The following is a 23,852-nucleotide window of genomic DNA, read 5'->3' as shown; positions in this document are numbered from 1 at the left end:
ATCTTCTATGTGGGGCGTCCGGCCTAGATGGCCAGCGCCGCCAGCAGGTCCTGTTCAAGCTGTAACTGCAGTTTGTTATCCGAGGCGAGGCGGCTGCCATCGACCAGGAAAACGTCTTCCACCCGCTCGCCGAGCGTATTGATGCGGGCGGTATGCACCGAGGTGCGATGTTTGGCCAGTACGCGGGAGATCGCGTACAGCAGGCCGGTGCGGTCGTTGGCCGACAAGGAAAGCAGGTAGTACTGGCCGCGTTCGTCGGGGCGCAGGTCCACGCGCGGCTTGATCGGGAAGCTGCGCGACTGGCGTGACAGCCGCCCCTGGGCGGGTTCCGGCAGCGTGCTTTGCTGCTGCAGGCGCTCGGCCAGTTCGTGCTCCACCAGCGCGATGATGTCGCGGTAGTTGCCGCTGGCATCGCTGCTGATGCCCGGGTCGGTCACCTGGAACGTATCCAGCGCATAGCCGTGGCGCGTGGTGTGGATCTTGGCTTCCTGGATGGAGAAGCTCTTGCGCTCGAAGTAGCCGCAGATGCGCGCGAACACGTCGGGCTGGTCCTTGACGTAGACTGCCACCTGCAGGCCTTCGCCCGCGGGCGACAGGCGCGCCTTGACCACCGGCACCGGGCTGTCCACCTTGTTGTACAGGTGCCGCGTGAGCCAGGCGATGTCGCGCGCATCGTGGCGCAGGAAGAAGGCCACGTCGAGCTGGGCCCACAATGGCTTGCCCAGTTCCGGGTCAAACGCCTTGAGCCGCAGCTGCGCAATGGTGTCGTCCTTGCGCTGCGCCCACAGCGAGTGCGGGTCCACGCGCGCGCCGCCCAGCACGCGCAGCGTGATGCGGTAGAGGTCTTCCAGCAGCTTGCCCTTCCACGCGTTCCACACCTTGGGGCTGGTGCCGCGGATATCGGCCACGGTCAGCAGGTAGAGCGCGGTCAGGTAGCGTTCGGTGCCGACCACGCGGGCGAAGGCATGGATCACGTCCGCATCGGTCAGGTCTTGCTTCTGCGCGACATGGCTCATGGTCAGGTGATGCTCGACCAGCCAGGCGATCAGGTCGGCATCTTCGCGCTCGATGCCGTGCTGCTTGCAAAAGCGCCGCGCATCCGCCGTGCCGAGCTTGGAGTGATCGCCACCGCGGCCCTTGGCGATGTCGTGGAACAGCGCCGCCACCCACAGCACCCAGGGGCGGTCGAAGGTCGCCATCAACTGGCTGCAGAAGGGGAACTCGTGCGTGTGCTCGACGATGGCGAAGCGGCGCATGTTGCGCACCACCATCAGGATGTGCTGGTCCACCGTGTAGACGTGGAACAGGTCGTGCTGCATCTGCCCGACGATACGGCGGAAGTTGATCAGGTAGCGGCCCAGCACGCTGGTCTGGTTCATCAGGCGCAGCGCGTGGGTGATGCCCTGCGGCTCCTGCACGATGGCGAGGAACAGGCGGCGGTTCACCGGATCGTTGCGCCAGCTCGCGTCCATCACCGTGCGGGCGTTGTACAGGCCGCGCAGCGTGCGTGGCGACAAGCCCTTGACGCCCGGCGTGCGCTCGTACACCAGGAAGGTTTCCAGGATGGCGTGGGGCTCGCGCTCGTAGAGATCGTCGCTGGTGATCTCGAGCATGCCCTGGCGTTCCACGAAGCGCTCGTTGATGACGCGCGTCACCTTGGATTCGCTGGGGAACAGCATGGCCTCGATATTGAGCAGCAGCACGATATTGAGCTGCGTGACCGCCTTGGCTGCCCAGTAGTAACGGCGCATCAGCTGCTCGCTGGCGCGCTTGTTATTGTTCTGGCGGTAGCCGAAGGCCTCGGCCAGCGCGGTCTGCAGGTCGAACACCAGCACGTCCTGGCGGCGCCCGGCCACCAGGTGCAGCCGCGCGCGGATGGTTTTGAGCAGGCGCTCGTTACGGGCGAGTTCCTGCGCTTCGCGCTCGCTCAGCAGCCCGCGCTCGAACAGTTCCTTCCAGCTGTCGCCCAGCCCCGCGGCCTTGGTCATCCACAGGATCACCTGCAGGTCGCGCAGGCCGCCGGGGCTTTCCTTGCTGTTGGGCTCGAGCGAGTAGGGCGTGTCCTGGTACTTGGCGTGGCGCTGGCGCATTTCCAGCAGCTTGGCCTGGAAGAAGGCGCGCGGGTCCAGGTCGGCCTGGTAGCGCGTCTGCAGCTCGGCAAACAGCTTGCGGTTGCCCGTCAGCAGGCGCGCTTCCAGCAAGGACGTCTGGATCGTCACGTCCTGGCGCGATTCGCGGATGCAGTCGTCCACGGTGCGCACGGCGGAGCCGATTTCAAGGCCCAGGTCCCAGCACAGGCCAATGAATTTCTCCAGCCTGGAGGTGGTGTCCTCGTCGGGTTCCGATGGCAGCAACAGCAGCACATCCACATCGGAAAACGGGAACAGCTCGCCGCGCCCATAGCCGCCCACCGCCACCAGCGCGCTGTCGTCCGGCAGGCCCAGGCCGCGCCAGGCCTCGACCAGCGCGGCATCGACCGCGCGCCGCAGGCGCGTCAGCAGGTGGCCGACATGGCCGTGCGCATTGAAGTCCGCGAACACGGCTTGCTTGTCGGCTTTCAGCTGATCGCGAACACGGGTGGCGAGGATGATTTCCGGCGTGGCGTCCATGGCTAGGGCTTGGGGCATCGAAGGGACAGCTGAAACAAGAAGGGCGCCAACTTTGGCGCCCGTAGCGTCAGGCTGCAACAGAATCAGTGACGAACGACGGCGGCGCCTGCGTGCCCGCGGAGACGGTGAGCACGTCGTAACCGGTCTCGGTCACCAGGATGGTGTGCTCCCACTGCGCGGACAGGCTGCGGTCACGCGTCTTGACGGTCCAGTGGTCGGGCATGGTGCGGATATCGCGCTTGCCGGCGTTGACCATCGGCTCGATCGTGAAGATCATGCCGGCCTGGATTTCCATGCCGGTGCCGGGACGGCCGTAGTGCAGGATCTGCGGGTCCTCGTGGAAGTTCTTGCCGATGCCATGGCCGCAGTACTCGCGTACCACGGTATAGCCGGCCGCTTCCGCATGGACCTGGATCACATGGCCGATATCGCCGAGGCGGGCGCCGGGGCGCACCTGGGCGATGCCCTTCCACATGCATTCGAAAGTGATCTGCGCCAGGCGCTTGGCCAGGATCGAGCCCTCACCGGCAATGAACATGCGGCTGGTGTCGCCGTAGTAGCCTTCCTTGGTGATCACGGTGATGTCGAGGTTCACCGCGTCGCCGGACTTCAGCACGCGCTCGCCCGGGATGCCATGGCAAATCACGTCGTTGACCGACGTGCAGATGGCGCCGGGGAAGGGGGGGTAGCCGGGCGGCGCATAATTCAGTGGCGCGGGTACCGTGCCCTGCACATCGCGCATATAGGCGTGGCACAGCCGGTCGAGTTCGCCGGTGGTGACCCCCGGCTTGACGAAGGGCGTGATGTAGTCGAGGACCTCGGAGGCCAGCCGGCAGGCTACCCGCATTTGGGCGATATCGTCGGCGTTCTTGATATGGATGCTCATGCTGCTCGCAAAAGTGGCGGCGAAGCCACGGGCTGCGCCTCAAATTGAATCTGAAAGTGGGATTATCGCACCATCGGGCACCAACCGCAGCCGAAAACGGGCTTCGCCGGCTACAGCCGCCTGCTTTCCATGGCAAGTGGCCCCTTGAGCGAAGTCCTATTTTGTTGCTACAATCGCTGGCTAGCCTTCTTGCGGCTACCTGGCAGGTCGATGTGACCTTGGACCTTGCGGGCAGCGGCTGGCGGGCTGGGCAGTCACTACTGTGCTGCGGTAGTGCTACGGTATTTGGCAGGCGCCTTGCGCTTATTAAATACAAAGTTATTGAAATTGCGAGTCCGTCCATCCGGGGTGTTCCTTTTCAGGAATGTCGGGGCGGACTTCAGACCTAACCCTTTTGGAGATTTTTCATGTCCGTTACCATGCGCGAAATGCTGGAAGCCGGTTGCCACTTCGGCCACCAAACCCGCTTCTGGAACCCCAAGATGGCTCCGTACATCTTCGGCCATCGCAACAAGATCCATATTATCAACCTCGAAAAGACGTTGCCGATGTTCCAGGACGCGCTGAAGTACGTGCGTCAACTGGCAGCAAACCGCGGCACCGTGCTGTTCGTGGGCACCAAGCGTCAATCGCGCGAGATCCTGGCTGAAGAAGCAGGCCGCGCTGGCATGCCTTACGTCGATGCCCGCTGGCTCGGCGGCATGATGACCAACTTCAAGACCGTCAAGATCTCGATCAAGCGCCTGAAGGACATGGAAGCCGCCAAGGAAGCTGGCGCGCTGGAAACCATGAGCAAGAAGGAAGCGCTGATGTTCGAGCGCGAAATGGACAAGCTGCAAAAGTCCATCGGCGGCATCAAGGACATGGGCGGCGTGCCTGACGCCATCTTCGTGGTCGACGTCGGCTACCACAAGATTGCCGTGACCGAAGCCAAGAAGCTGGGCGTGCCCGTCATCGGCGTGGTCGATACCAACCACTCGCCGGAAGGCATCGACTACGTGATCCCGGGCAACGACGACTCGAGCAAGGCAGTCGCCCTGTACGTGCGCGGCGTGGCCGACGCGATCCTGGAAGGCCGTGCAAACGCCGTGCAGGACGTGGTTGAAGCCGCACGCGGCGGCGACGATTTCGTCGAAGTCGAAGAAGCCTAAAGGCTTGCTGCCGAGAGGACCCCGTACCGCGCGCATCGCAAGCTGACACATCATCGCTAGCCAACCGGCCCCTGGGCCGGGGCGCTGCGCGCAGCCGGGGGTTTTCCGGCAACCGAGGGGGCGAATCTTACGCCCCCTTTTTTCGAATTGTTGTCATCCGCCCCTGGCATGATCTGGCGCGGGTGAAGTTGAACTTACCTCCGGTCCCGGATCGCGCCACATCGACGGCGGGGTAGGGCGGGGCGAACCATTCAAGGAGTGACAAATGGCGGCAATTACCGCAAGCATGGTGGCAGAACTGCGCGCGAAGACCGACGCGCCGATGATGGAATGCAAGAAGGCCCTGACCGAGGCCGAAGGCAACCTGGAAAAGGCTGAAGAGCTGCTGCGCGTCAAGCTGGGCAACAAGGCCAGCAAGGCCGCTTCGCGCGTGACCGCCGAAGGCGTGGTCGTGTCCTTCATCGAAGGTACCACCGGCGCGCTGGTGGAACTGAACTGCGAAACCGACTTCGTGTCGAAGAACGACGACTTCATGGCGTTCTCGAACAAGGTCGCCGAGCTGGTCGCCAAGCAGAACCCGGCCGACGTGGCTGCGCTGTCGGCGCTGGAAATCGACGGCGTGACCGTGGAAGCCACCCGTACCGCCCTGATCGGCAAGATCGGCGAAAACCTGGCGATCCGCCGTTTTGCCCGCTATGCCAATGGCGGCAAGCTGGCTGCTTACCTGCACGGCACCCGCATCGGCGTGATGGTCGAGTTCGACGGCGACGAAACCGCCGCCAAGGACGTGGCCATGCACGTTGCCGCGATGAAGCCGGTGTCGCTGTCGTCCGCCGACGTGCCCGCCGACCTGATTGCCAAGGAACGCAGCATCGCCGAGCAAAAGGCTGCCGAATCGGGCAAGCCGGCCGAAATCGTCGCCAAGATGGTCGAGGGCTCGGTGCAGAAGTACCTGAAGGAAGTGTCGTTGTTCAACCAGACCTTCGTGAAGAACGACAAGCAGACCGTCGAGCAGATGCTCAAGGCCGCCAACACCACGGTCAAGGGTTTCACCCTGTACGTGGTCGGTGAAGGCATCGAGAAGAAGCAGGACGACTTCGCCGCTGAAGTGGCCGCCCAAGTGGCAGCTGCCCAAAAGGCCTGAAGTCCTGGCGGCCAGGGTGCCCGGTAGGGTGCCCCACCGGTCGCCGTATAATGCCGAGGGGCACCGCAAGGTGCCCCTCGGCACAAATGACCGCGCCGCGCTTACCCGTGCGGCGCGGGCTTGGTAGCCCGTTTCCGCAGTCGTCTGACCTGCCGTGCCCCAGGGGCGCTTTGAACGCGAGTTTTTCGTGTGTTATCGCGCTGTTGCCGTGCCGGAGCCAGGCCACCCCGAAAACCGGCTTTTATAGCGGCGGCACGCCGATCCGTGCCGCCTGCCTTCAAATTTCCGGCTCAACAGAACGAGCCGAACCAGCTCCGGGGATCAATATGCCAGCCTATAAGCGCGTCCTACTGAAATTGTCCGGCGAAGCCCTGATGGGCGATGATGCCTTCGGCATCAACCGCTCCACCATCGAAAGCATGGTCAATGACATCGCCGAGATCGTGAGGCTGGGCGTCCAGGTCGCGGTGGTGATCGGTGGCGGCAATATTTTCCGCGGCGTGGCCGGCGGGGCGGCGGGCATGGACCGCGCCACGGCCGACTACATGGGCATGCTGGCCACCATGATGAATGCGCTGGCCCTGCAGGATGCCATGCGCCACGCCGACATCGTGGGGCGCGTGCAGTCGGCCCTGCGCATGGACCAGGTGGTCGAGCCTTACATTCGGCCGCGCGCCATCCGCCAGCTGGAGGAGGGTAAGGTGGTGATCTTCGCCGCCGGCACCGGCAACCCGTTCTTCACCACCGATACCGCGGCGGCCCTGCGCGGCGCGGAAATCGGCGCGGAGATCGTGCTCAAGGCGACCAAGGTGGACGGCGTCTACACCGCCGACCCCAAGAAGGACCCCAGCGCCACGCGTTATACCACCATCTCCTTTGACGAGGCGATCTCGCGCAACCTGCAGGTGATGGATGCCACGGCATTCGCCCTGTGCCGCGACCAGAAGCTGCCGATCAAGGTGTTCTCCATCGTCAAGCCGGGTGCGCTCAAACGCGTAATCCTGGGCGAAGACGAAGGTACTCTGGTGCACGTATAAGTGCTGCACCAGGCGCTGGCGCGCTGCCGCCGAAGGTGGCGCGCGTGCCGGCAAAGAGTAGAATGATTCATTTTCGATCCCGCCGTCCAGGATCATGGTTACCCGTTTTCGGAGGTAAAGATGAGCGTCGCCGACACCAAGAAGAGCGTCGAGCAGAAAATGCAAAAGACCATTGAAGCGTTCAAGGCCGACCTGGCCAAGATTCGCACTGGTCGTGCACACACCGGTCTGCTCGACCACGTGCAAGTGGATTACTACGGCTCCCCGGTGCCGATCAGCCAGGTGGCCAACGTCGGCCTGGCCGATTCGCGCACCATCAGCGTGCAGCCTTGGGAAAAGAAGATGGTCAGCGCCATCGAGAAGGCCATCCGCGACGCGGACCTGGGCCTGAACCCGTCGACCATGGGCGAGACCATCCGCGTGCCCATGCCCATGCTGACCGAAGAGCGCCGAAAGGAACTCGCCAAGGTCGTCAAGGGCGAGGCCGAGGGCGCCAAGATCGCCGTGCGCAACCTGCGCCGGGATGCCAACGAGCAGTTCAAGAAGCTGGTCAAGGACAAAGCCATTTCCGAGGACGACGAGCGCCGCGGCCAGGACGATGTCCAGAAGCTGACCGACAAGTTCGTTGCCGAGATCGACAGGATGGTCGCCGAGAAGGACAAGGAGATCATGACGGTGTGACGCTTGATGCGGCGGCTTGCCAGCCGCCGCTGTGTCCGGTACCGTTTCCCATCATGCATCACATCAGTTCCACGCTCAGCGTCCCCGACTCTACCTATGTGCCCCGCCACGTCGCCATCATCATGGATGGCAACGGCCGCTGGGCGACCAAGCGGCACCTGCCACGCGTAGCCGGCCACAGCCGTGGCCTGGATGCCGTCCGGGCCGTGGTGGAGGCCTGCGCCGCGCGTGGCGTGCAGTACCTGACCCTGTTCGCGTTCAGTTCCGAGAACTGGCGCCGCCCGGCGGACGAAGTCTCGTTCCTCATGCGGCTGTTCATGACCGCGTTGCGCCGCGAGGTGGTCAAGATGCACGCCAACAATATCCGGGTGAGGGTGGTCGGCGACCTGAGTCGCTTCAGCCCGCGTATCCAGCAGCTGATCGCCGACGCCGAGGCCCGCACGGACAACAACACCGGCCTGACGGTGACGATCGCCGCCAATTACGGCGGCCGCTGGGATCTGCTCCAGGCCATGCGCAAGATGCTGGCGCGCTCGCCCATGCTCGATCCGGAGTCCGTTGACGAATCCATGCTCGCGCCGCACCTGGCCATGGCCTACGCGCCCGAGCCGGACCTGTTCATCCGCACCGGTGGCGAGCAGCGCATCAGCAATTTCCTGCTGTGGCAGCTGGCCTACTCCGAACTCTATTTCACCGACGTGTTCTGGCCGGATTTCAGCCCCGCCGAGCTCGACAAGGCGTTTGCCTCGTACCGGCAGCGCGAGCGCCGCTTCGGTCGTACCAGCGCGCAAGTGGTGGCACCACCCGGCCTTTCCGGCACCGCCTGAAGCCCGTTTTCCATTTTTTCACCGGAATCCCGCAGCGCATGCTTCTTACCCGTGTCATCACCGCCGTATGCCTGTTGCTGCTGATCCTGCCGATCCTGTTTCTGGCACCTCCGTCGGCGCTGGCCGGCCTGGTGGCGGTGATCGTCGTCCTGGCGGGCTGGGAATTCGGCCGCCTGATCGGGCTGCGCGGCTTCTGGCCCTATGTCTATGCGGTGGCCTGCCTGGTTGCCCTGATCGGCTGGCATGACGCCGCCGACCGCCAGGCGCTGACGCGCCTGCTGCAGATCGGCGTGGCCTGCTGGGGCGTCGCCGTGGTGCTGCTGGCGCGCGGCGTGCGCCAGGCGAGCCCGTCCTTTACCTTGCTGGGCGCCATTCTCGGCCTGTTCATGCTGCCCGCGTTCGGCCACGCCACCCTGATCCTGCGAGAGCTGGGCATCGGGGTGCTGCTGTCAGTAGCGGTGCTGGTCTGGGCGGCCGATATCGGCGCCTATTTCGTCGGCAAGGCCATCGGGCGGCGCAAGCTTGCCCCCACCATCAGCCCGGGCAAGTCCTGGGAAGGCGCCATCGGCGGCTGGCTGGTGGTGCTGCTGATCGCACTCGGGCTGGCCGCTACCCAAGCTTTTTCCCCGACCTGGTTCTCTCGCATGGCCGACCATAAGGGCCTGGCCGTCGTGGCGCTGCTGTCGACCCTGCTGGTGGTCGCCAGCGTGGTCGGCGATCTCTTCGAGTCGTTGCTCAAGCGCCAGGTTGGCATGAAAGACAGTAGCCGGCTGTTGCCCGGCCATGGCGGCGTGCTCGACCGGATCGACGCGCTGTTGCCCGTGTTTCCGCTGGCCGCCTTGCTGGCCATCTATCTTTGAGTTGATCTGATATGCGTCGTATTACCGTCCTGGGTGCCACCGGCTCGATCGGGGAAAGTACGCTTGATGTGGTCAAGCGCCACCCCGAGCGCTATGCCGTCCATGCGCTGACGGCGCACCGGCAGGTCGACAAACTGGCGGCGCAGTGCCGCGAGTTCCGCCCGGCGCACGCTGTGGTAGGCACCGCCCAGGCCGCAAGCGAGTTGCAGGCGCTGCTGCGTGCCGACGGCATCAAAACCGAGGTGGGCTATGGCGAAGCGGCCCTGGAAGCGGTGGCGGTCGATCCCGCGGCCGATTCGGTGATGGCCGCCATCGTCGGCGCCGCCGGGTTGCGTCCCACGCTGGCCGCGGCGCGGGCGGGCAAGCGCGTGCTGCTGGCCAACAAGGAAGCGCTGGTGATGTCGGGCCGGCTCTTCATGGATGCCGTGCGCGAGCACGGCGCCACGCTGCTGCCGATCGACAGCGAGCACAATGCCATCTTCCAGTGCCTGCCGGCGGACGATCCGCGCCTGAGCGCGGGCGTCTCCAAGATCCTGCTGACGGCTTCCGGCGGCCCGTTCCGGACTCGGGACCCGGCCACCTTGCACGATATCTCGCCGGACGAGGCCTGCGCCCACCCGAACTGGGTGATGGGCCGCAAGATCTCGGTCGACTCCGCCACCATGATGAACAAGGGGCTGGAGGTGATCGAGGCGCACTGGTTGTTCGCCGCGCCGGCGGACCGCATCGAGGTGCTGATTCACCCGCAGAGCATTGTGCATTCGATGGTGTCCTACGCGGACGGCTCGGTGCTGGCCCAGCTCGGCAACCCGGACATGCGTACGCCGATCGCCTACGGGCTCGCCTATCCCGAGCGCATGCACGCGGGCGTTTCCCCGCTGGACCTTACCCGTGCCGGCGCGCTGACCTTCGAAACCCCGGATCTGGCGCGTTTTCCCTGCCTGGGCCTGGCGTTCGACGCCTTGCGGGCGGGCGGGGTGGCCCCGGCCATCCTGAACGCCGCCAACGAGGTTGCCGTCGAGGCGTTCCTGCAAGGCCGGATCCGTTTTACCGACATCGCGCGCATCGTGGCGCAGGTGCTGGCGCAGGCCTCGCCGGGCAGTGTCGACACGCTGGAAGGCGTGATGGACATCGACCAGGATGCGCGCCGCCGCGCTGGCGCCTTGCTGGAAAGCGCGCGTTCGTGCTGACGCCGGTGGCGGTGCGGCCGGGATCGGCGACAATAGCGGCGCACCGGCCGATGCTGGTGCACCGGTTGCCGGGCCTCGTGCCCGGCGTCTACTTTGTGCCATCGGGGCGTTCCAGCCCCTGACGACAAGCTGCCTGCCATGCAAACCGTAATTGCTTTCGTCGCCGCCCTTTGCATCCTGATCTATTTCCATGAAATGGGTCACTACCTGGCCGCGCGCCTGTGCGGGGTCAAGGTGCTGCGCTTCTCGATCGGCTTCGGGCGGCCGCTGGTGCGCTGGGTGTCCAAGGGGCGGGACCGTACCGAGTGGACCATCGCCGCGATTCCGCTCGGCGGCTACGTCAAGATGCTCGATGAGCGGGAGAGCGATCCGGGCCATGACGCGCCGCTCGATCCCGCGGACCTGCCACGCGCCTTCAACCGGCAACCGGTGGCCAAGCGCTTCGCGATTGTGGCGGCTGGTCCGCTGGCCAACTTTGCGCTGGCCATCGTGCTGTATTTCGTGCTGTTTGCCGGCGGCATGCGCGAGGCCGCGCCCATCGTCGCGGCGCCGCCTGCCGGCACCCCCGCGGCTGCGGCGGGCTTGCGCGAGGGCGACCGCGTGTTGGCGCTGCAGGCCAATGGCGAGACCGAGCAGGTGCGTTCCTGGAACGACCTGCGCATGGCCGTGTTCGCCCAGGGCTTTGGCGACGCCAGCGCGGTGCTGCACGTGCGCGCTGCCGATGGCGCCGAGCGCGATGTGAAGCTGCCGCGGTTGCCGAATACCGGCGGCAATCCCGAACAAGACCCGCTTGCCACCCTGGGGCTGGCCCTCAAGGGCGGGCCGGTGACGATCACTGAAGTCCTGCCGGACTCCGCTGCGCAACGCGCCGGCCTGCGCCAGGGCGATCGCGTGGTGGCCTGGCAAGGACACCCGCTGACCCAGGCTGGCGAACTGATCCGCGGGGTCAGGGCGCAGCCCGGCGCCGAGGTCACGCTTGGCATCGAGCGGGAGGGCCGGCGCCTGGATGTGCCCGTGAAGCTCGATACGGTTCCCGCGGCGCAGCGCGCCAGCGCGGCAGCCGCCGCCACTGGCAAGCTGGGCGCCGCGCTGAGCCAGGCGGTCGAGATGGAAACTGTGCGCTACCAGCCGGTCGAGGCGCTGAGCCGCGCGGTCGGGCAGGTCTGGAGCACCAGCGCGCTCTCGCTCAAGCTGCTCGGAAAGATGCTGGTGGGGCAGGCTTCGCTGCAGAACCTGAGCGGCCCGCTGACCGTGGCGGACTACGCGGGGCGCGCCGCCCACCTCGGCTGGCAGCCCTTTGTCGGCTTCCTGGCGTTGGTCAGTGTTAGCCTCGGTGTATTGAATTTGTTACCTATTCCGGTATTGGATGGGGGGCATTTGCTGTATTATTGCGTTGAATTTTTGACTGGCAGGCCCGTACCAGACCACTGGCAGGCTGTGCTGCAGAAGGTCGGCATCGCCTGCGTCTTGCTCCTGACTTCGCTCGCCTTGTTCAACGATGTCAGCCGGCTGTTTTTAGCGCGCGGCTAGACATAGGTTGCCGGCTGCGGCGTGCGGGTGTCACTGACACCCCGCGCCTGCCGAGCCAAGGCGCAGCCCCGTGAAGCATCGGAGCCCAATCCTGCATGGAATCAAAGAGGGGATCAAGATTGATCAGACATAAGCGCATCTCGCTGGGCGTGCTGGCGAGTGCCATCATCGCAGCCTGGACCCCAGTGAGTTGGGCCGCGGAGCCATTCGTCGTCAAGGACATTCGTGTCGAGGGCCTGCAGCGGGTCGAGCCGGGTACGGTGTTCGGCTACCTGCCGGTCAAGGTCGGCGAAACCTTCAGCGACGACAAGGGCGCGGACGCCATTCGTGCCCTGTATAACACCGGGTTCTTCAAGGACGTCCAGATCCGTTCCGAGGACGGCGTGCTGGTGGTCCAGGTGGAAGAACGTCCCGCCATTTCCCAGCTCGAATTCGTCGGCATCAAGGAATTCGACAAGGACACCCTGCGCCGCTCGTTGCGCGCGGTGGGCGTGGCCGAGGCCCGGTACTACGATAAGGCCCTGATCGACAAGGCAGAGCAGGAGCTCAAGCGTCAGTACGTGGCGCGTGGCTACTATGCCGCCGACGTCCAGACCACGATCACCCCGGTCGACCGCAACCGCGTGTCGGTGGTGTTCAATGTCGACGAAGGTCCGGTGGCCAAGATCCGCCAGATCAATATCGTCGGCAACAAGGCCTTCAAGGAAAGCACGCTGCGCGATGAAATGCAGCTGTCGACTCCGAACTGGCTGTCCTGGTACACCAAGAACGACCTGTATTCCAAGCAGAAGCTCACCGCCGACCTGGAAGCACTGCGTTCGTACTATCTGAACCGTGGCTACCTCGAGTTCGCCATCGAATCGACGCAGGTGTCGATCACGCCGGACAAGAAGGACATCTTCCTGACGCTGAACATCAAGGAAGGCGACCAGTACAAGGTGTCGGATATCCGCCTGGCGGGCGAGCTGCTCGGCAAGCAGGCCGAGATGGAAAAGCTGCTCAAGCTGCAGAAGGGCGAGGTCTTCTCGTCCGAGAAGCTGACCCAGAGCACCAAGGCCATTACCGACCTGCTGGGCACCTACGGCTACGCGTTCACCACCATCAACCCGCAGCCGCAGATCGACAAGGAAAAGCGTGAAGTCGCGCTGACCCTGATGGTCGATCCTGGCCGTCGCGTCTATGTGCGCCGCGTCAACGTGGTGGGCAACAGCAAGACGCGCGACGAAGTGGTGCGCCGCGAAATGCGCCAGATGGAAAGCTCGTGGTTCGACAGCGAAAAGCTGACGCAATCGCAGGCCCGTATCAACCGTACCGGCTACTTCACCGACACAAACATCACCACCGAGGACGTGCCCGGCGCGCCCGACCAGGTCGATGTCAACGTCAACGTGACCGAGAAGCCGACCGGGCAGATCAGCCTGGGCCTGGGCTTCTCCTCCACGGACAAGCTGGTGCTGCAAGCCGGCCTGCGCCAGGACAACGTGTTCGGGTCGGGTACCAGCCTGGGCCTGGACGTGAACACCGCGAAGTCCTTCCGCACGATCTCGCTGACGCAGTACGACCCGTATTTCACGGTGGACGGCATCAGCCGCTCAACCGATATCTACTACCGTACGTCGCGGCCGCTGTACTACACCGGTGACCAGGACTACAAGATCGTATCGGAAGGCGGCAACGTCAAGTTCGGCGTGCCGTTTACGGAAACCGATACCGTGTTCTTCGGTATCGGCTACGAGCGCACCCAGGTGACCATTTCGCCGAACACGCCGATCCAGTACGGCCAGTGGCTGAACAAGATCGGCAAGTCGAGCGGCGATCCGATCAACAACTTCCCGTTCACGATCGGCTGGGCCCGCGATCGCCGCGACAGCGCGCTGGTCCCCACCAAGGGACCCTACACGCAGGTCAACCTTGAAGTGGGCGTGCCCGGCGGCGATACGCAGTACTATCGCGCCAGTGCCCAGCAGCAATATTTCTATCCGCTGTCCAAGGCCTTCACGCTGGCCTTCAACGGTGAAGTGGCTTACGGTCACGGCTATGGCAACACGCCGTTCCCGGTGTTCAAGAACTTCTACGCCGGTGGTATCGGTTCGGTTCGCGGCTACCAGACCAGTACGCTGGGCAAGAAGGACCAGAACGGCAACCCGATTGGTGGCGCTTCCAAGATGATCGGCAACGTCGAATTCATCTTCCCGCTGCCGGGCTCTGGCGTGGACCGGACCCTGCGCCTGTTCACCTTCTTCGACTTTGGTAACGTGTACGAGGAAGGGGCCCCGATACTGTTCAGCCAGCTCAAGTATTCGACGGGCCTGGGCATGTCCTGGCTCTCGCCGATCGGTCCGCTCAAGATCAGCGTGGGCTTCCCGCTGAAGAAGGATGAGACCGACAAGGTGCAGCGCTTCCAGTTCCAGATCGGTACTGCGTTCTGATCGGGCATAGAAGATAGAAGATTGAGGAACGGATTCATGAAAACAACATTCCCACTGATCAAAAGCCTGACGGCGGCTGCGCTGACGGTTGGTGCGCTGCTGGCAGCCGCGCCCGCCACGGCGCAGGAAGCGCGCATCGCCGCGGTCAATTCCGAGCGTATCCTGCGTGATTCGGTGCCTGCCAAGCAGGCCCAGGTCAAGCTGGAGCAGGAGTTCTCCAAGCGCGACCGCGAGTTGCAGGACATGGCCCAGAAGATCAAGGGCATGGCCGACAAGCTCGACAAGGACACCGCCGTGCTGGCCGATGCCGACCGCCAGCGCCGTCAACGCGAAGTGGCCGATCTCGATCGCGAATTCCAGCGCAAGCAACGTGAATTCCGCGAGGACCTGAACCAGCGCCGCAACGAGGAACTGGCCCAGGTGCTCGAGCGCGCCAACCGCGTGATCCGTCAGCTTGCGGAGCAGCGCAAGTACGACCTGATCGTGCAAGAGGCCGTGTACGTCAATCCTCGCATCGACATTACCGACGATGTGATGAAAGCGTTGAACGCCGGCAGCAAGTAAGCTGCCAGTTTTCGCCGTCCAAGGAAGTACTGCCATGCAAACACCCACACTGGGTCAGCTCGCCACCGATACCGGCGCGCAGGTTGTGGGTGATCCCGACCTCGCCGTGCGCGGCCTCGCGCCGCTCGACCAGGCCGGTCCCGACCAGCTCTCGTTTCTCTCGAATCCCCTGTACCTGCCGCAGGCGCTGGCCTCCGGCGCCGGCGCCGTGATTGTGTCGGCGACCGACCTGGAGCGCATTCGCGCCGAAGGGCAGGCCGACGGCCGCAACTGGCTGGTGGCACGCAATCCCTACGTGTGCTTTGCGCGAATCGCGCAGGGGTTCGATCGCCGCGCCAATACCGACCACCGTACCGGCATCGACCCGCGCGCCAGCGTGGCGCCCGATGCCGTGGTGCCGGCGTCCTGCTTTATTGGCCCCAACGTGGTGATCGAGAGTGGGGCCCGGCTAGGCGAGCGGGTGCGTATCCTGGCCAACGGCTTTGTCGGCGCCGGGGCGCAGATTGGCGATGACACGCTGATCTACGCCAATGTCTCGGTCTATCACCAATGCGTGGTGGGCATGAGGTGCATACTGCACAGCGGTGTGGTGCTGGGGGCGGATGGCTTCGGCTTTGCCCCGGACATTGGCCCGGCTGGCGTCGAGTACGTCAAGATTCCCCAGACCGGCCGTGCTGTGCTGGGCAATGACGTCGAGGTCGGCGCCAATACCGCCATCGACCGCGGCGCCATGGCCGACACGGTCATCGAGGACGGCTGCAAGCTCGACAACCAGGTACAGATCGCGCATAACGTGCGGGTGGGCGCGCATACTGTGATCGCGGGATGCGCAGCGATTGCCGGCAGTACCAAGGTCGGGCGCTTCTGCGTGATCGGGGGGTCTGCCAACTTTGCCGGCCACCTGAACATTGCCGACCGCACCACGGTGTCCGGTGGCACTTCGATCACTAAATCCATTTCCAAGCCCGGCGGGCATTTCACCAGCGTGTTCCCGGTCCAGCCGCATGGCGAGTGGGAACGCACCGCAGCCACCTTGCGAGGCCTGAGCAAATTGCGCGATCGCGTGATCCAGCTCGAGAAGCGCTTGCAAGGGCAGGACGCCGGCAAATCTATCCAGCATACCGAAGAGAAAAAACCATGAACGCCGTCGATATCGACATCCGCAAGATCCTCAAGCTGCTGCCGCATCGTTACCCGTTCCTGATGGTAGACCGCGTGCTTGAACTGGAGCCGCAAAAGCGTATCAAAACGCTGAAGAACGTCACCATGAACGAGCCGTACTTCCAGGGCCATTTCCCGGGTCACCCCGTAATGCCGGGTGTGATGATCCTCGAAGCGCTGGCGCAGTCGGCCGGCTTGCTGACCTTCGGCGAAGACGTAGAGCGCAAGGAAGACTCGCTGTATTACTTGGTCGGCATCGACGGCGCGCGCTTCAAGCAGGTCGTGACGCCGGGCGACCAGCTGCACATGACGGTATCTGTCGAGCGCTATATCCGCGGCATCTGGAAGTTCAAGGCATTTGCCACCGTCGACGACAAGGTGGCTTGTGAAGCTGAGTTGATGTGCACCGTCAAACAAGCCGACTAAGAAACCTGCCTTCGGGGCTACGCCCTGGGCAGGTCTTGGACGTATTTGGCTCACTGTGTTGACCGTTCAATCTTTTCATCTCAGACCATAGGACAGGACGCATGACGCAAATCCATCCCAGCGCACTGGTTGACCCGAAGGCCGAGCTTGCAGCCGACGTGACCGTCGGGCCGTTTTCCATCGTGGGTCCCAACGTGCGCCTTGGCAGCGGTACCCAGGTGGGCGCGCATACCACCATCGAAGGGCATACCACCGTTGGCGCGGATAACCGCATCGGGCCTTACGCTTCGGTGGGCGGCACGCCGCAGGACATGAAGTACCGCAACGAGCCGACCCGGCTTGTGATCGGTGATCGCAATACCATTCGCGAATTCACCACCATCCACACCGGCACGGTGCAGGACCAGGGCGTGACCAGCATCGGCGACGACAACTGGATCATGGCCTACGTGCACATCGCGCACGATTGCCAGGTGGGCAATCACACGGTGTTCTCCAGCAACGCGCAGATCGCCGGCCACGTGCAGGTGGGCGACTGGGCCATTCTTGGCGGGATGAGCGGGGTGCACCAGTTCGTGCGCATCGGCGCGCACGCCATGCTGGGCGGCGCCTCTGCCCTGGTGCAGGACCTGCCGCCGTTCGTGATCGCCGCTGGCGACAAGGGCGGCAATAAGGCTACGCCGCACGGCATCAACGTGGAAGGCATGCGCCGCCGTGGCTTTGACGCCGCGCAGATCGCGGCCCTGCGCCAGGCTTACAAGGTACTGTACAAGTCCGACCTGAGCTTTGAAGCCGCCCGCAACGAGATCGCGCAACTGATTGCGCAGGCCGAAGGCACCGCCACGGCTGCGTTGCAGGATTTCCTCGACTTCATTGCCGCCACGCAGCGCGGCATTGTGCGCTGAAGCCGGATACAGCCATGGTCGACGGTGTCCTACCGGCCATGGAGGCCACGCCGGTTGCGGCGGGTGCGGGCAATCGCGGCACCATTGCCATGGTGGCTGGCGAGAACTCCGGCGACCTGCTTGCCTCCCTGCTGATGGGCGGGCTCAAGGCCCGCCTCGGTGAAGTGAGCTATGCCGGCATTGGCGGCCCCCGCATGATGGCGCAGGGGTTCGAGTCGCAATGGCCGATGGACACCCTCTCGGTCAACGGCTACGTGGAGGTGCTGGGCTCGCTGCGCGAGATTCTCGCCACGCGCCGCGCCATCAAGGAAAAGCTGCTGGCGCAGCCGCCGCTGTGCTTCATCGGCGTGGACGCGCCGGATTTCAACTTCGGGCTCGAGGTGCCGCTGCGCCGTGCCGGCATTCCGGTGGTGCACTTCGTCAGCCCGTCGATCTGGGCCTGGCGCGGCGGGCGCATCCGCACCATCGCGCGCGCGGTCGACCACATCCTGTGCCTGTTTCCGTTCGAGCCGGAGATCTACGCCCGCGCCGGGATTCCCGCCACCTATGTGGGCCATCCGCTGGCCGACGTGATCCCGATGGTGCCGGACACGCAGGGCGCCCGCGAGAAGCTTGGCCTGCCGGCCGGGCCGCGCGTGGTGGCCGTGCTGCCCGGTAGCCGGCAGTCCGAGGTGCGCAACCTGGGCGCGACTTTCTTCGCGGCCATGGCGCGCATGCACAGCATGGACGGCAATCTCGCCTTTGTGCTGCCGGTTGCCAGCGCGCCGCTGCGAGAGATCGTCGCGGGCCTGCACCAGCAGTATCCGCAGATCCCGCTGACCGTCGTCGACGGGCAGTCTCACCTGGCCATGGAAGCCGCCGACGTGATCCTGCTGGCTAGCGGTACCGCCACGCTGGAGGCCGCGCTGTACAAGAAGCCCATGGTGATTTCGTACAAGGTGCCCTGGCTGACCGCGCAGATCATGAAGCGGCAGGGTTATCTGCCGTATGTGGGCCTGCCCAACATCCTGTCCGGGCGTTTTGTCGTGCCCGAGTTGTTGCAGGATGACGCCACGCCCGAGGCATTGGCGCGCGAGACGCTGCTGCAGTTGAACGACGAAGGCAATACCGCGTTCCTGCGGGACCATTTCACCCAGATGCACCAGACGCTTAAACGCAATACCGCCGAGATCGCTTCGGCCGTGGTCGCCGACCTGATCCGGCAGCGGAGGGGCGTGTAATGGCGCGCCGACCCACAGCCACTGCGAAGGGCGATGCGGCCCAGCTCGGCTTTGACCTGGCCGGCACCGCCGCGCAGGCACGCCACTTGTGCGGCGTGGACGAAGCGGGCAGGGGCCCGCTGGCCGGCCCGGTCTATGCCGCCGCCGTGGTGCTGGATCCGGCCCGCCCGATCCAGGGCCTGGCGGACTCCAAGGTGCTGACCGCGCGCCGCCGCGAGGCGCTGTTCGACGAGATTCGCGAGCGCGCCCTGGGCTGGCATATCGCCCAGGCTTCGGTGGAAGAAATCGACACGATCAACATCCTGCATGCCACCATGCTGGCCATGCAGCGTGCCGTGCATGGCCTGGCTGATTCCGGCCTGGAGCCGGACCTGGTGCAGGTCGACGGCAACCGCTGCCCGCAGGTGCGCTTTGCGGTCGAGGCCATCGTGAAAGGCGATGCCAAGGTGCAGGCCATCTCGGCGGCTTCCATCCTCGCCAAGGTGGCGCGAGACCGCGAGTTGCTGGTGCTGCATGCCGCATACCCGCAGTACGGCTTCGATGCCCACGCCGGTTACGGCACGCCGCAGCACCTGGCCGCGCTCACCGAGTTCGGCGCCACGCCGCACCACCGGCGCTCGTTTGCGCCCGTGCGCGAAGCCATCGCGATGGGGCGGATCGCGCCCGTGGCCGCCATCCCGGCGCCAGCATTCCCGGAGCCGCTACAGTGAAACACGTCACGTCGCGCGAAAACGCGCTGTTCAAGCACCTCAAGGCACTGACTGGTTCCACGCATGCACGCCGCAAGGCGGGGCAGTCGGTGCTGGATGGCGTGCACCTGGCGCAAGCCTACCTGGACGCGCTGGGCCAGCCGGTGCAGTGCGTGGTGTCGGAGCGGCACTACGATCATGCCGAGGTGGCGCAGCTGCTCAGGCAGATCGAGCCCGAGCGCGTGGTCCTGCTGGCGGATGCCTTGTTCGATCTGATCGCCGGCGTGGTCAACGGCATCGACCTGATGCTGGTCATCGATACGCCCTCCGGCCACCTGCCGTCGCATATCGACACCGATTGCATCATCCTGGACGGCGTCCAGGATGCCGGCAATGTCGGCTCTATCCTGCGCAGCGCCGCGGCCGCAGGCATCCAGCACGCCTTCCTCGTCACGGGCAGCGCCTTCGCCTGGTCCACCAAGACCCTGCGGGCCGCCATGGGCGCCAATTTCCACCTGAACATTGTCGAGCACTGCACGCTCGACATGTTGGCGCCGCGCCTGGCGGTGCCGCTGCTGGCCACGTCTTCGCACGCGCAGGCAGCTGTGTTCGACACGGACCTGCGCGCACCGGTAGGCTGGGTGGTCGGCAATGAAGGCGCGGGTGTGAGCCCGGAGTGGATGGCCAAGGTCAGCCGCACGGTGGGCATTCCCCAGCCGGGCGGGCTGGAGTCGCTGAACGTGGCGGCCGCGACGGCGATCTGCCTGTTCGAGGCGGTGCGGCAGCGCCGTCCTGGTTAAGCCTGCCACCACTTCGCCGCACTGACGGGCCTGCGCGCCCGCCGTGCGGCGTCAGCTGACTCAATAGTTGCTGTCGCGGTCCACCTTGATCTCCTGCAGGATCGTGGTGGCGATCTCTTCGATCGACTTGTGGGTGGACGACAGCCACTTGATGCCCTCGCGGCGCATCATGGCCTCGGCCTCGTTGACCTCGTAGCGGCAGTTTTCCGGCGCAGCGTACTTGCTGCCCGGGCGCCGCTCATTGCGGATCTCGGCCAGGCGCTGCGGGTTGATCGACAACCCGAAGATCTTGCTCTTGAACGCGTAGAGTGCGGTAGGCAGCTTGCCGCGCTCGAAGTCGTCGGGAATCAACGGGTAATTGGCCGCCTTCAGCCCGTACTGCATGGCCAGGTAAAGGCTGGTCGGGGTCTTGCCGCTGCGCGACACGCCCACCAGGATGATGTCGGCCTCGGCCAGGTTCTTGTGCGACTGGCCATCGTCATGCGCGAGCGAGAAGTTGATCGCCTCGATGCGGTTCTGGTAGGCCTCGGTGTCCGCGTTCTGGTGAAAACGTCCGATCGCATGGGTGGACTTCAGCCCGAGTTCCTTTTCCAGCGGCTCGATAAAGGTCTGGAACATGTCCAGGATCATGGCCTTGGCGCGGCGGATCGCCTTGTTCGACTCCTGGTTGACCAGGGTGGTGAAGACGATGGGCTGCACGCCTTCCGCGTAGAAGGCCTCGTTGATCTTGCCCACCGCGATGTGTGCTTTTTCGGGCGTGTCGACGAACGGCATGCGCACCTTGCGGAAACGCATCTCGAACTGGGCCAGGATCGAGTGGCTGAAGGTCTCGGCGGTAATGCCGGTGCCATCGGAGACGATAAAGACCGTGCGGATGGCGGGGCGCTCCTCCTCCTTACGCGGTTCCTGGGGGTGCTGCGGCGCAAGGGGCGCGGCGGGAGCGTCGGGCTGGGGAGCGTCGGGGAGGGACATGTATGGACAATTATTTTTGAATCCGCGTTCCGCGAAAGTGCGGTGCGGCACGGTAGAATAGCGGCGATCTTTTCGCTAAGCAATTCCGCCAGCGCTGTTGGCACAACGATTCGGCCACGAATTGTCAACAATGTGCGCTGCAGCAATCACGATCGCACACCGATTGTGAGCCGCTGGGGCTGTTTAGCCAAGCGATCCGTCCGGTAGCAGAACTCCAACAATATTCCGGGCGTCAGCAACAGGTTTCTTACTTTGTTTTGAGGCTTTTATGAACAACCCGGCAATTGACGGCGCATACCTGCTGCCGTTCGAGCAGTTGCGCAAGGAAGATGTGGAAACCGTGGGCGGCAAGAACTCGTCGCTCGGCGAGATGATCTCGCAGCTGGCCGAAGCTGGCGTGCGTGTGCCCGGCGGCTTTGCCACCACTTCGCTGGCTTTCCGCGACTTCCTCGCTCATAGCAACCTGACCCAACGCATTTCCGATCGCCTGAAGGCCCTCAACGTCGACGACGTCAAGGCCCTGGCCGAAGCCGGTGCCGAGATCCGCAGCTGGGTCGTCGAAGCGCCGTTCCAGCCCCGCCTGGAAAAGGAAATCCGCGAGTTCTACGCGCGTGCCGAGGAGCGCGAAGGCGCCGAGGCTTCGTTCGCCGTGCGTTCGTCGGCGACCGCCGAAGACCTGCCGGATGCATCGTTCGCCGGCCAGCAGGAGTCGTACCTCAACGTCAGCGGCATTGACGATGTGCTGGACAAGATCCGCCACGTGTTCGCCTCGCTGTACAACGACCGCGCCATTTCCTATCGCGTGCACAAGGGCTTCGCGCACGACATCGTCGCGCTGTCCGCCGGCGTGCAGCGCATGGTGCGCTCGGATGTGGGCGCCGCAGGCGTGATGTTCACCATCGACACCGAATCCGGCTTCCCCGATGTCGTCTTCATCACCTCCAGCTACGGCCTGGGCGAAACGGTGGTGCAGGGCGCGGTCAACCCGGACGAGTTCTACGTCTTCAAGCCCACGCTGCAAGCGGGCAAGTACCCCATCATCCGCCGCTCGATCGGCTCCAAGCTGATCAAGATGGAATTCACCGCGCCGGGCGAAGCCGGCCGCGTCAAGACCGTCGACGTGCCCATCGAACTGCGCAACCGCTACTCCATCACCGACGCCGATGTGTCGGAGCTGGCCAAGTACGCGATGATCATCGAGAAGCACTACGGCCGCCCGATGGACATCGAGTGGGGCAAGGACGGCCGCGACGGCAAGATCTACATCCTGCAGGCCCGCCCGGAAACGGTGAAGAGCCAGTCCGCCGGCAAGGCAGAGCAGCGCTTCAAGCTCAAGGGCACCGCGCCCGTGCTGACCAGCGGCCGCGCCATCGGCCAGAAGATCGGCACCGGCCGTGTCCGTGTGATCAATGACCCGTCCGAAATGGAGCGCGTGCAGCCCGGCGACGTGCTGGTTGCCGACATGACCGATCCCAACTGGGAGCCGGTGATGAAGCGCGCCGCCGCCATCGTGACCAACCGCGGCGGCCGTACCTGCCACGCGGCCATCATCGCGCGCGAGCTGGGCGTGCCCGCCGTGGTCGGCTGCGGCGACGCCACCGACCTGCTCAAGGACGGCACGCTGGTGACGGTGTCGTGCGCCGAGGGCGATGAAGGCCGCATCTACGACGGCTTGCTGGAAACCGAGGTCACCGAAGTGCAGCGCGGCGAAATGCCGGAGATCGACGTCAAGATCATGATGAACGTCGGCAACCCGCAACTGGCCTTCGACTTCTGCCAGATCCCGAACCAGGGTGTTGGCCTGGCCCGCCTCGAGTTCATCATCAACAACAACATCGGTGTCCACCCGAAGGCCATCCTCGACTACCCGCAAGTCGATGCCGACCTGAAGAAGGCCGTGGAAAGCGTGGCCCGTGGCCATGCCAGCCCGCGTGCGTTCTACGTGGACAAGCTGGCTGAAGGCATCGCCACCATCGGCGCGGCGTTCTACCCGAAGCCCGTCATCGTGCGCCTGTCGGATTTCAAGTCCAACGAGTACAAGAAGCTGATCGGCGGCTCGCGCTACGAGCCGGACGAAGAAAACCCCATGCTGGGTTTCCGTGGCGCCTCGCGCTACATCTCCGAAGACTTTGCCGAAGCCTTCGAGATGGAATGCAAGGCCATGAAGCGCGTGCGCGACGACATGGGCCTGACCAACGTCGAGATCATGGTGCCGTTCGTGCGCACGCTCGGCCAGGCCGAGAAGGTCATCGGCCTGCTGGCCAAGCACGGACTGAAGCGCGGCGAGAACGGCCTGCGCGTCATCATGATGTGCGAAGTGCCGTCCAACGCCATCCTGGCTGAAGAGTTCCTGCAGTACTTCGATGGCTTCTCGATCGGCTCGAACGACTTGACCCAGCTCACGCTGGGCCTGGACCGGGACTCCGGCATGGAGCTGCTGGCCAAGGACTTCGACGAACGCGACCCGGCCGTCAAGTTCATGCTGTCGCGCGCTATCTCTACCGCGCTGCGCCTGGACAAGTACGTTGGCATTTGCGGCCAAGGCCCCTCGGACCACCCGGACTTTGCGCTGTGGCTGGCCAAGGAAGGCATCAAGTCGATCTCGCTGAATCCGGATTCGGTGGTCGATACCTGGAAGCAACTGGCTTCCTGAGGCATTTGACGTCACAATAGCGGTACACCGGCCCTGCGCCAGGTGTTCCGAACCCCCGCAGGCGCCCTGGCGCTGCGGGGGTTTTTTGTTTTGGCCGTGGCCAGGACAAACGTCGGTA

General features: G+C 64.6%; 19 protein-coding genes and 1 pseudogene. 17 read left to right on the top strand and 3 right to left on the bottom strand.

Annotation, left to right across the window (positions count from 1 at the left end; all coding sequences use genetic code 11):
- Window positions 1-23 precede the first annotated feature (23 nt).
- Window positions 24-2,609: a [protein-PII] uridylyltransferase gene (locus AC1Q7Q_RS12515; RefSeq protein WP_492371723.1), complete on the bottom strand. Its 2,586-nt coding sequence runs from the start codon at window positions 2,607-2,609 to the stop codon at window positions 24-26.
- Window positions 2,610-2,676: 67 nt separating this feature from the next.
- A pseudogene (gene map, locus AC1Q7Q_RS12510) lies at window positions 2,677-3,498 on the bottom strand (type I methionyl aminopeptidase); the annotation flags it as partial.
- 404 nt (window positions 3,499-3,902) lie between these two features.
- Between map and rpsB the strand changes: the two are divergent.
- The 16 genes from rpsB to AC1Q7Q_RS12430 all read left to right on the top strand — a co-directional run bounded on the left by rpsB (window position 3,903) and on the right by AC1Q7Q_RS12430 (window position 20,109).
- Window positions 3,903-4,646: a 30S ribosomal protein S2 gene (rpsB, locus tag AC1Q7Q_RS12505; RefSeq protein ID WP_043346950.1), complete on the top strand. Its 744-nt coding sequence runs from the start codon at window positions 3,903-3,905 to the stop codon at window positions 4,644-4,646.
- A 265-nt stretch (window positions 4,647-4,911) separates the two neighbouring features.
- Window positions 4,912-5,790, top strand: coding sequence for a translation elongation factor Ts (tsf, locus tag AC1Q7Q_RS12500; protein ID WP_492371699.1), 879 nt, complete (start codon window positions 4,912-4,914; stop codon window positions 5,788-5,790).
- Window positions 5,791-6,116: 326 nt separating this feature from the next.
- Window positions 6,117-6,827: a UMP kinase gene (gene pyrH, locus AC1Q7Q_RS12495; protein ID WP_043346948.1), complete on the top strand. Its 711-nt coding sequence runs from the start codon at window positions 6,117-6,119 to the stop codon at window positions 6,825-6,827.
- A gap of 120 nt (window positions 6,828-6,947) precedes the next feature.
- Window positions 6,948-7,508: a ribosome recycling factor gene (gene frr, locus AC1Q7Q_RS12490; protein ID WP_043346946.1), complete on the top strand. Its 561-nt coding sequence runs from the start codon at window positions 6,948-6,950 to the stop codon at window positions 7,506-7,508.
- A 53-nt stretch (window positions 7,509-7,561) separates the two neighbouring features.
- Window positions 7,562-8,335, top strand: coding sequence for an undecaprenyl pyrophosphate synthase (gene uppS / locus AC1Q7Q_RS12485; protein WP_492371700.1), 774 nt, complete (start codon window positions 7,562-7,564; stop codon window positions 8,333-8,335).
- Between the two features lie 38 nt (window positions 8,336-8,373).
- A complete protein-coding gene (locus AC1Q7Q_RS12480; RefSeq protein WP_492371701.1) occupies window positions 8,374-9,195 on the top strand; it encodes a phosphatidate cytidylyltransferase in 822 nt (273 codons plus the stop codon).
- A gap of 11 nt (window positions 9,196-9,206) precedes the next feature.
- Window positions 9,207-10,385 carry a 1-deoxy-D-xylulose-5-phosphate reductoisomerase gene (gene ispC / locus AC1Q7Q_RS12475; RefSeq protein WP_492371702.1) on the top strand — a complete coding sequence of 393 codons (1,179 nt, stop codon included), beginning with the start codon at window positions 9,207-9,209 and terminating at the stop codon, window positions 10,383-10,385.
- Between the two features lie 138 nt (window positions 10,386-10,523).
- Entirely contained in the window at window positions 10,524-11,915 is a 1,392-nt protein-coding gene (gene rseP / locus AC1Q7Q_RS12470) for an RIP metalloprotease RseP (RefSeq protein ID WP_492371703.1), read from the top strand.
- A 95-nt stretch (window positions 11,916-12,010) separates the two neighbouring features.
- On the top strand, window positions 12,011-14,344 hold the full coding sequence (gene bamA, locus AC1Q7Q_RS12465; RefSeq protein ID WP_492371704.1) for an outer membrane protein assembly factor BamA: 2,334 nt from the start codon (window positions 12,011-12,013) through the stop codon (window positions 14,342-14,344).
- Between the two features lie 36 nt (window positions 14,345-14,380).
- Window positions 14,381-14,908, top strand: coding sequence for an OmpH/Skp family outer membrane protein (locus tag AC1Q7Q_RS12460; protein ID WP_492371705.1), 528 nt, complete (start codon window positions 14,381-14,383; stop codon window positions 14,906-14,908).
- 34 nt (window positions 14,909-14,942) lie between these two features.
- Window positions 14,943-16,049 (top strand): UDP-3-O-(3-hydroxymyristoyl)glucosamine N-acyltransferase, encoded by a 1,107-nt coding sequence (gene lpxD / locus AC1Q7Q_RS12455; protein WP_492371706.1) that lies wholly within the window; start codon window positions 14,943-14,945, stop codon window positions 16,047-16,049.
- Window positions 16,046-16,495 carry a 3-hydroxyacyl-ACP dehydratase FabZ gene (fabZ, locus tag AC1Q7Q_RS12450; protein ID WP_150983486.1) on the top strand — a complete coding sequence of 150 codons (450 nt, stop codon included), beginning with the start codon at window positions 16,046-16,048 and terminating at the stop codon, window positions 16,493-16,495. Before lpxD ends, fabZ begins: the two co-directional genes overlap by 4 nt.
- Before the next feature lie 101 nt (window positions 16,496-16,596).
- Window positions 16,597-17,400: an acyl-ACP--UDP-N-acetylglucosamine O-acyltransferase gene (gene lpxA / locus AC1Q7Q_RS12445; RefSeq protein ID WP_492371707.1), complete on the top strand. Its 804-nt coding sequence runs from the start codon at window positions 16,597-16,599 to the stop codon at window positions 17,398-17,400.
- Window positions 17,401-17,414: 14 nt separating this feature from the next.
- On the top strand, window positions 17,415-18,620 hold the full coding sequence (lpxB, locus tag AC1Q7Q_RS12440) for a lipid-A-disaccharide synthase (protein ID WP_492371708.1): 1,206 nt from the start codon (window positions 17,415-17,417) through the stop codon (window positions 18,618-18,620).
- Window positions 18,620-19,330 (top strand): ribonuclease HII, encoded by a 711-nt coding sequence (gene rnhB / locus AC1Q7Q_RS12435; RefSeq protein ID WP_492371709.1) that lies wholly within the window; start codon window positions 18,620-18,622, stop codon window positions 19,328-19,330. Before lpxB ends, rnhB begins: the two co-directional genes overlap by 1 nt.
- On the top strand, window positions 19,327-20,109 hold the full coding sequence (locus AC1Q7Q_RS12430) for a TrmH family RNA methyltransferase (RefSeq protein ID WP_416048775.1): 783 nt from the start codon (window positions 19,327-19,329) through the stop codon (window positions 20,107-20,109). The genes rnhB and AC1Q7Q_RS12430 overlap by 4 nt, the downstream gene beginning before the upstream one ends.
- A 60-nt stretch (window positions 20,110-20,169) precedes the next feature.
- Here AC1Q7Q_RS12430 and ppsR read toward each other — a convergent pair whose 3' ends face one another.
- Entirely contained in the window at window positions 20,170-21,081 is a 912-nt protein-coding gene (gene ppsR / locus AC1Q7Q_RS12425; protein ID WP_301542523.1) for a posphoenolpyruvate synthetase regulatory kinase/phosphorylase PpsR, read from the bottom strand.
- Window positions 21,082-21,349: 268 nt separating this feature from the next.
- On the opposite strand from ppsR, the gene ppsA reads away from it, so the two are divergent.
- Window positions 21,350-23,734, top strand: coding sequence for a phosphoenolpyruvate synthase (gene ppsA, locus AC1Q7Q_RS12420; RefSeq protein ID WP_492371710.1), 2,385 nt, complete (start codon window positions 21,350-21,352; stop codon window positions 23,732-23,734).
- Window positions 23,735-23,852 lie beyond the last annotated feature (118 nt).

This window comes from Cupriavidus sp. GW823-FHT07A04 (assembly GCF_058794615.1).
Note: the sequence above shows the minus strand (reverse complement) of the source record. Positions and strands in the feature narration are given on the sequence as shown.

Bases quoted from the DNA above. Each gene is read 5' to 3' on its own strand.
- AC1Q7Q_RS12515 (WP_492371723.1), bottom strand. From the start codon at position 2,609: ATGGACGCCACGCCGGAAATCATCCTCGCCACCCGTGTTCGCGATCAG.
- rpsB (WP_043346950.1), top strand. From the start codon at position 3,903: ATGTCCGTTACCATGCGCGAAATGCTGGAAGCCGGTTGCCACTTCGGC.
- tsf (WP_492371699.1), top strand. From the start codon at position 4,912: ATGGCGGCAATTACCGCAAGCATGGTGGCAGAACTGCGCGCGAAGACC.
- pyrH (WP_043346948.1), top strand. From the start codon at position 6,117: ATGCCAGCCTATAAGCGCGTCCTACTGAAATTGTCCGGCGAAGCCCTG.
- frr (WP_043346946.1), top strand. From the start codon at position 6,948: ATGAGCGTCGCCGACACCAAGAAGAGCGTCGAGCAGAAAATGCAAAAG.
- uppS (WP_492371700.1), top strand. From the start codon at position 7,562: ATGCATCACATCAGTTCCACGCTCAGCGTCCCCGACTCTACCTATGTG.
- AC1Q7Q_RS12480 (WP_492371701.1), top strand. From the start codon at position 8,374: ATGCTTCTTACCCGTGTCATCACCGCCGTATGCCTGTTGCTGCTGATC.
- ispC (WP_492371702.1), top strand. From the start codon at position 9,207: ATGCGTCGTATTACCGTCCTGGGTGCCACCGGCTCGATCGGGGAAAGT.
- rseP (WP_492371703.1), top strand. From the start codon at position 10,524: ATGCAAACCGTAATTGCTTTCGTCGCCGCCCTTTGCATCCTGATCTAT.
- bamA (WP_492371704.1), top strand. From the start codon at position 12,011: ATGGAATCAAAGAGGGGATCAAGATTGATCAGACATAAGCGCATCTCG.
- AC1Q7Q_RS12460 (WP_492371705.1), top strand. From the start codon at position 14,381: ATGAAAACAACATTCCCACTGATCAAAAGCCTGACGGCGGCTGCGCTG.
- lpxD (WP_492371706.1), top strand. From the start codon at position 14,943: ATGCAAACACCCACACTGGGTCAGCTCGCCACCGATACCGGCGCGCAG.
- fabZ (WP_150983486.1), top strand. From the start codon at position 16,046: ATGAACGCCGTCGATATCGACATCCGCAAGATCCTCAAGCTGCTGCCG.
- lpxA (WP_492371707.1), top strand. From the start codon at position 16,597: ATGACGCAAATCCATCCCAGCGCACTGGTTGACCCGAAGGCCGAGCTT.
- lpxB (WP_492371708.1), top strand. From the start codon at position 17,415: ATGGTCGACGGTGTCCTACCGGCCATGGAGGCCACGCCGGTTGCGGCG.
- rnhB (WP_492371709.1), top strand. From the start codon at position 18,620: ATGGCGCGCCGACCCACAGCCACTGCGAAGGGCGATGCGGCCCAGCTC.
- ppsR (WP_301542523.1), bottom strand. From the start codon at position 21,081: ATGTCCCTCCCCGACGCTCCCCAGCCCGACGCTCCCGCCGCGCCCCTT.
- ppsA (WP_492371710.1), top strand. From the start codon at position 21,350: ATGAACAACCCGGCAATTGACGGCGCATACCTGCTGCCGTTCGAGCAG.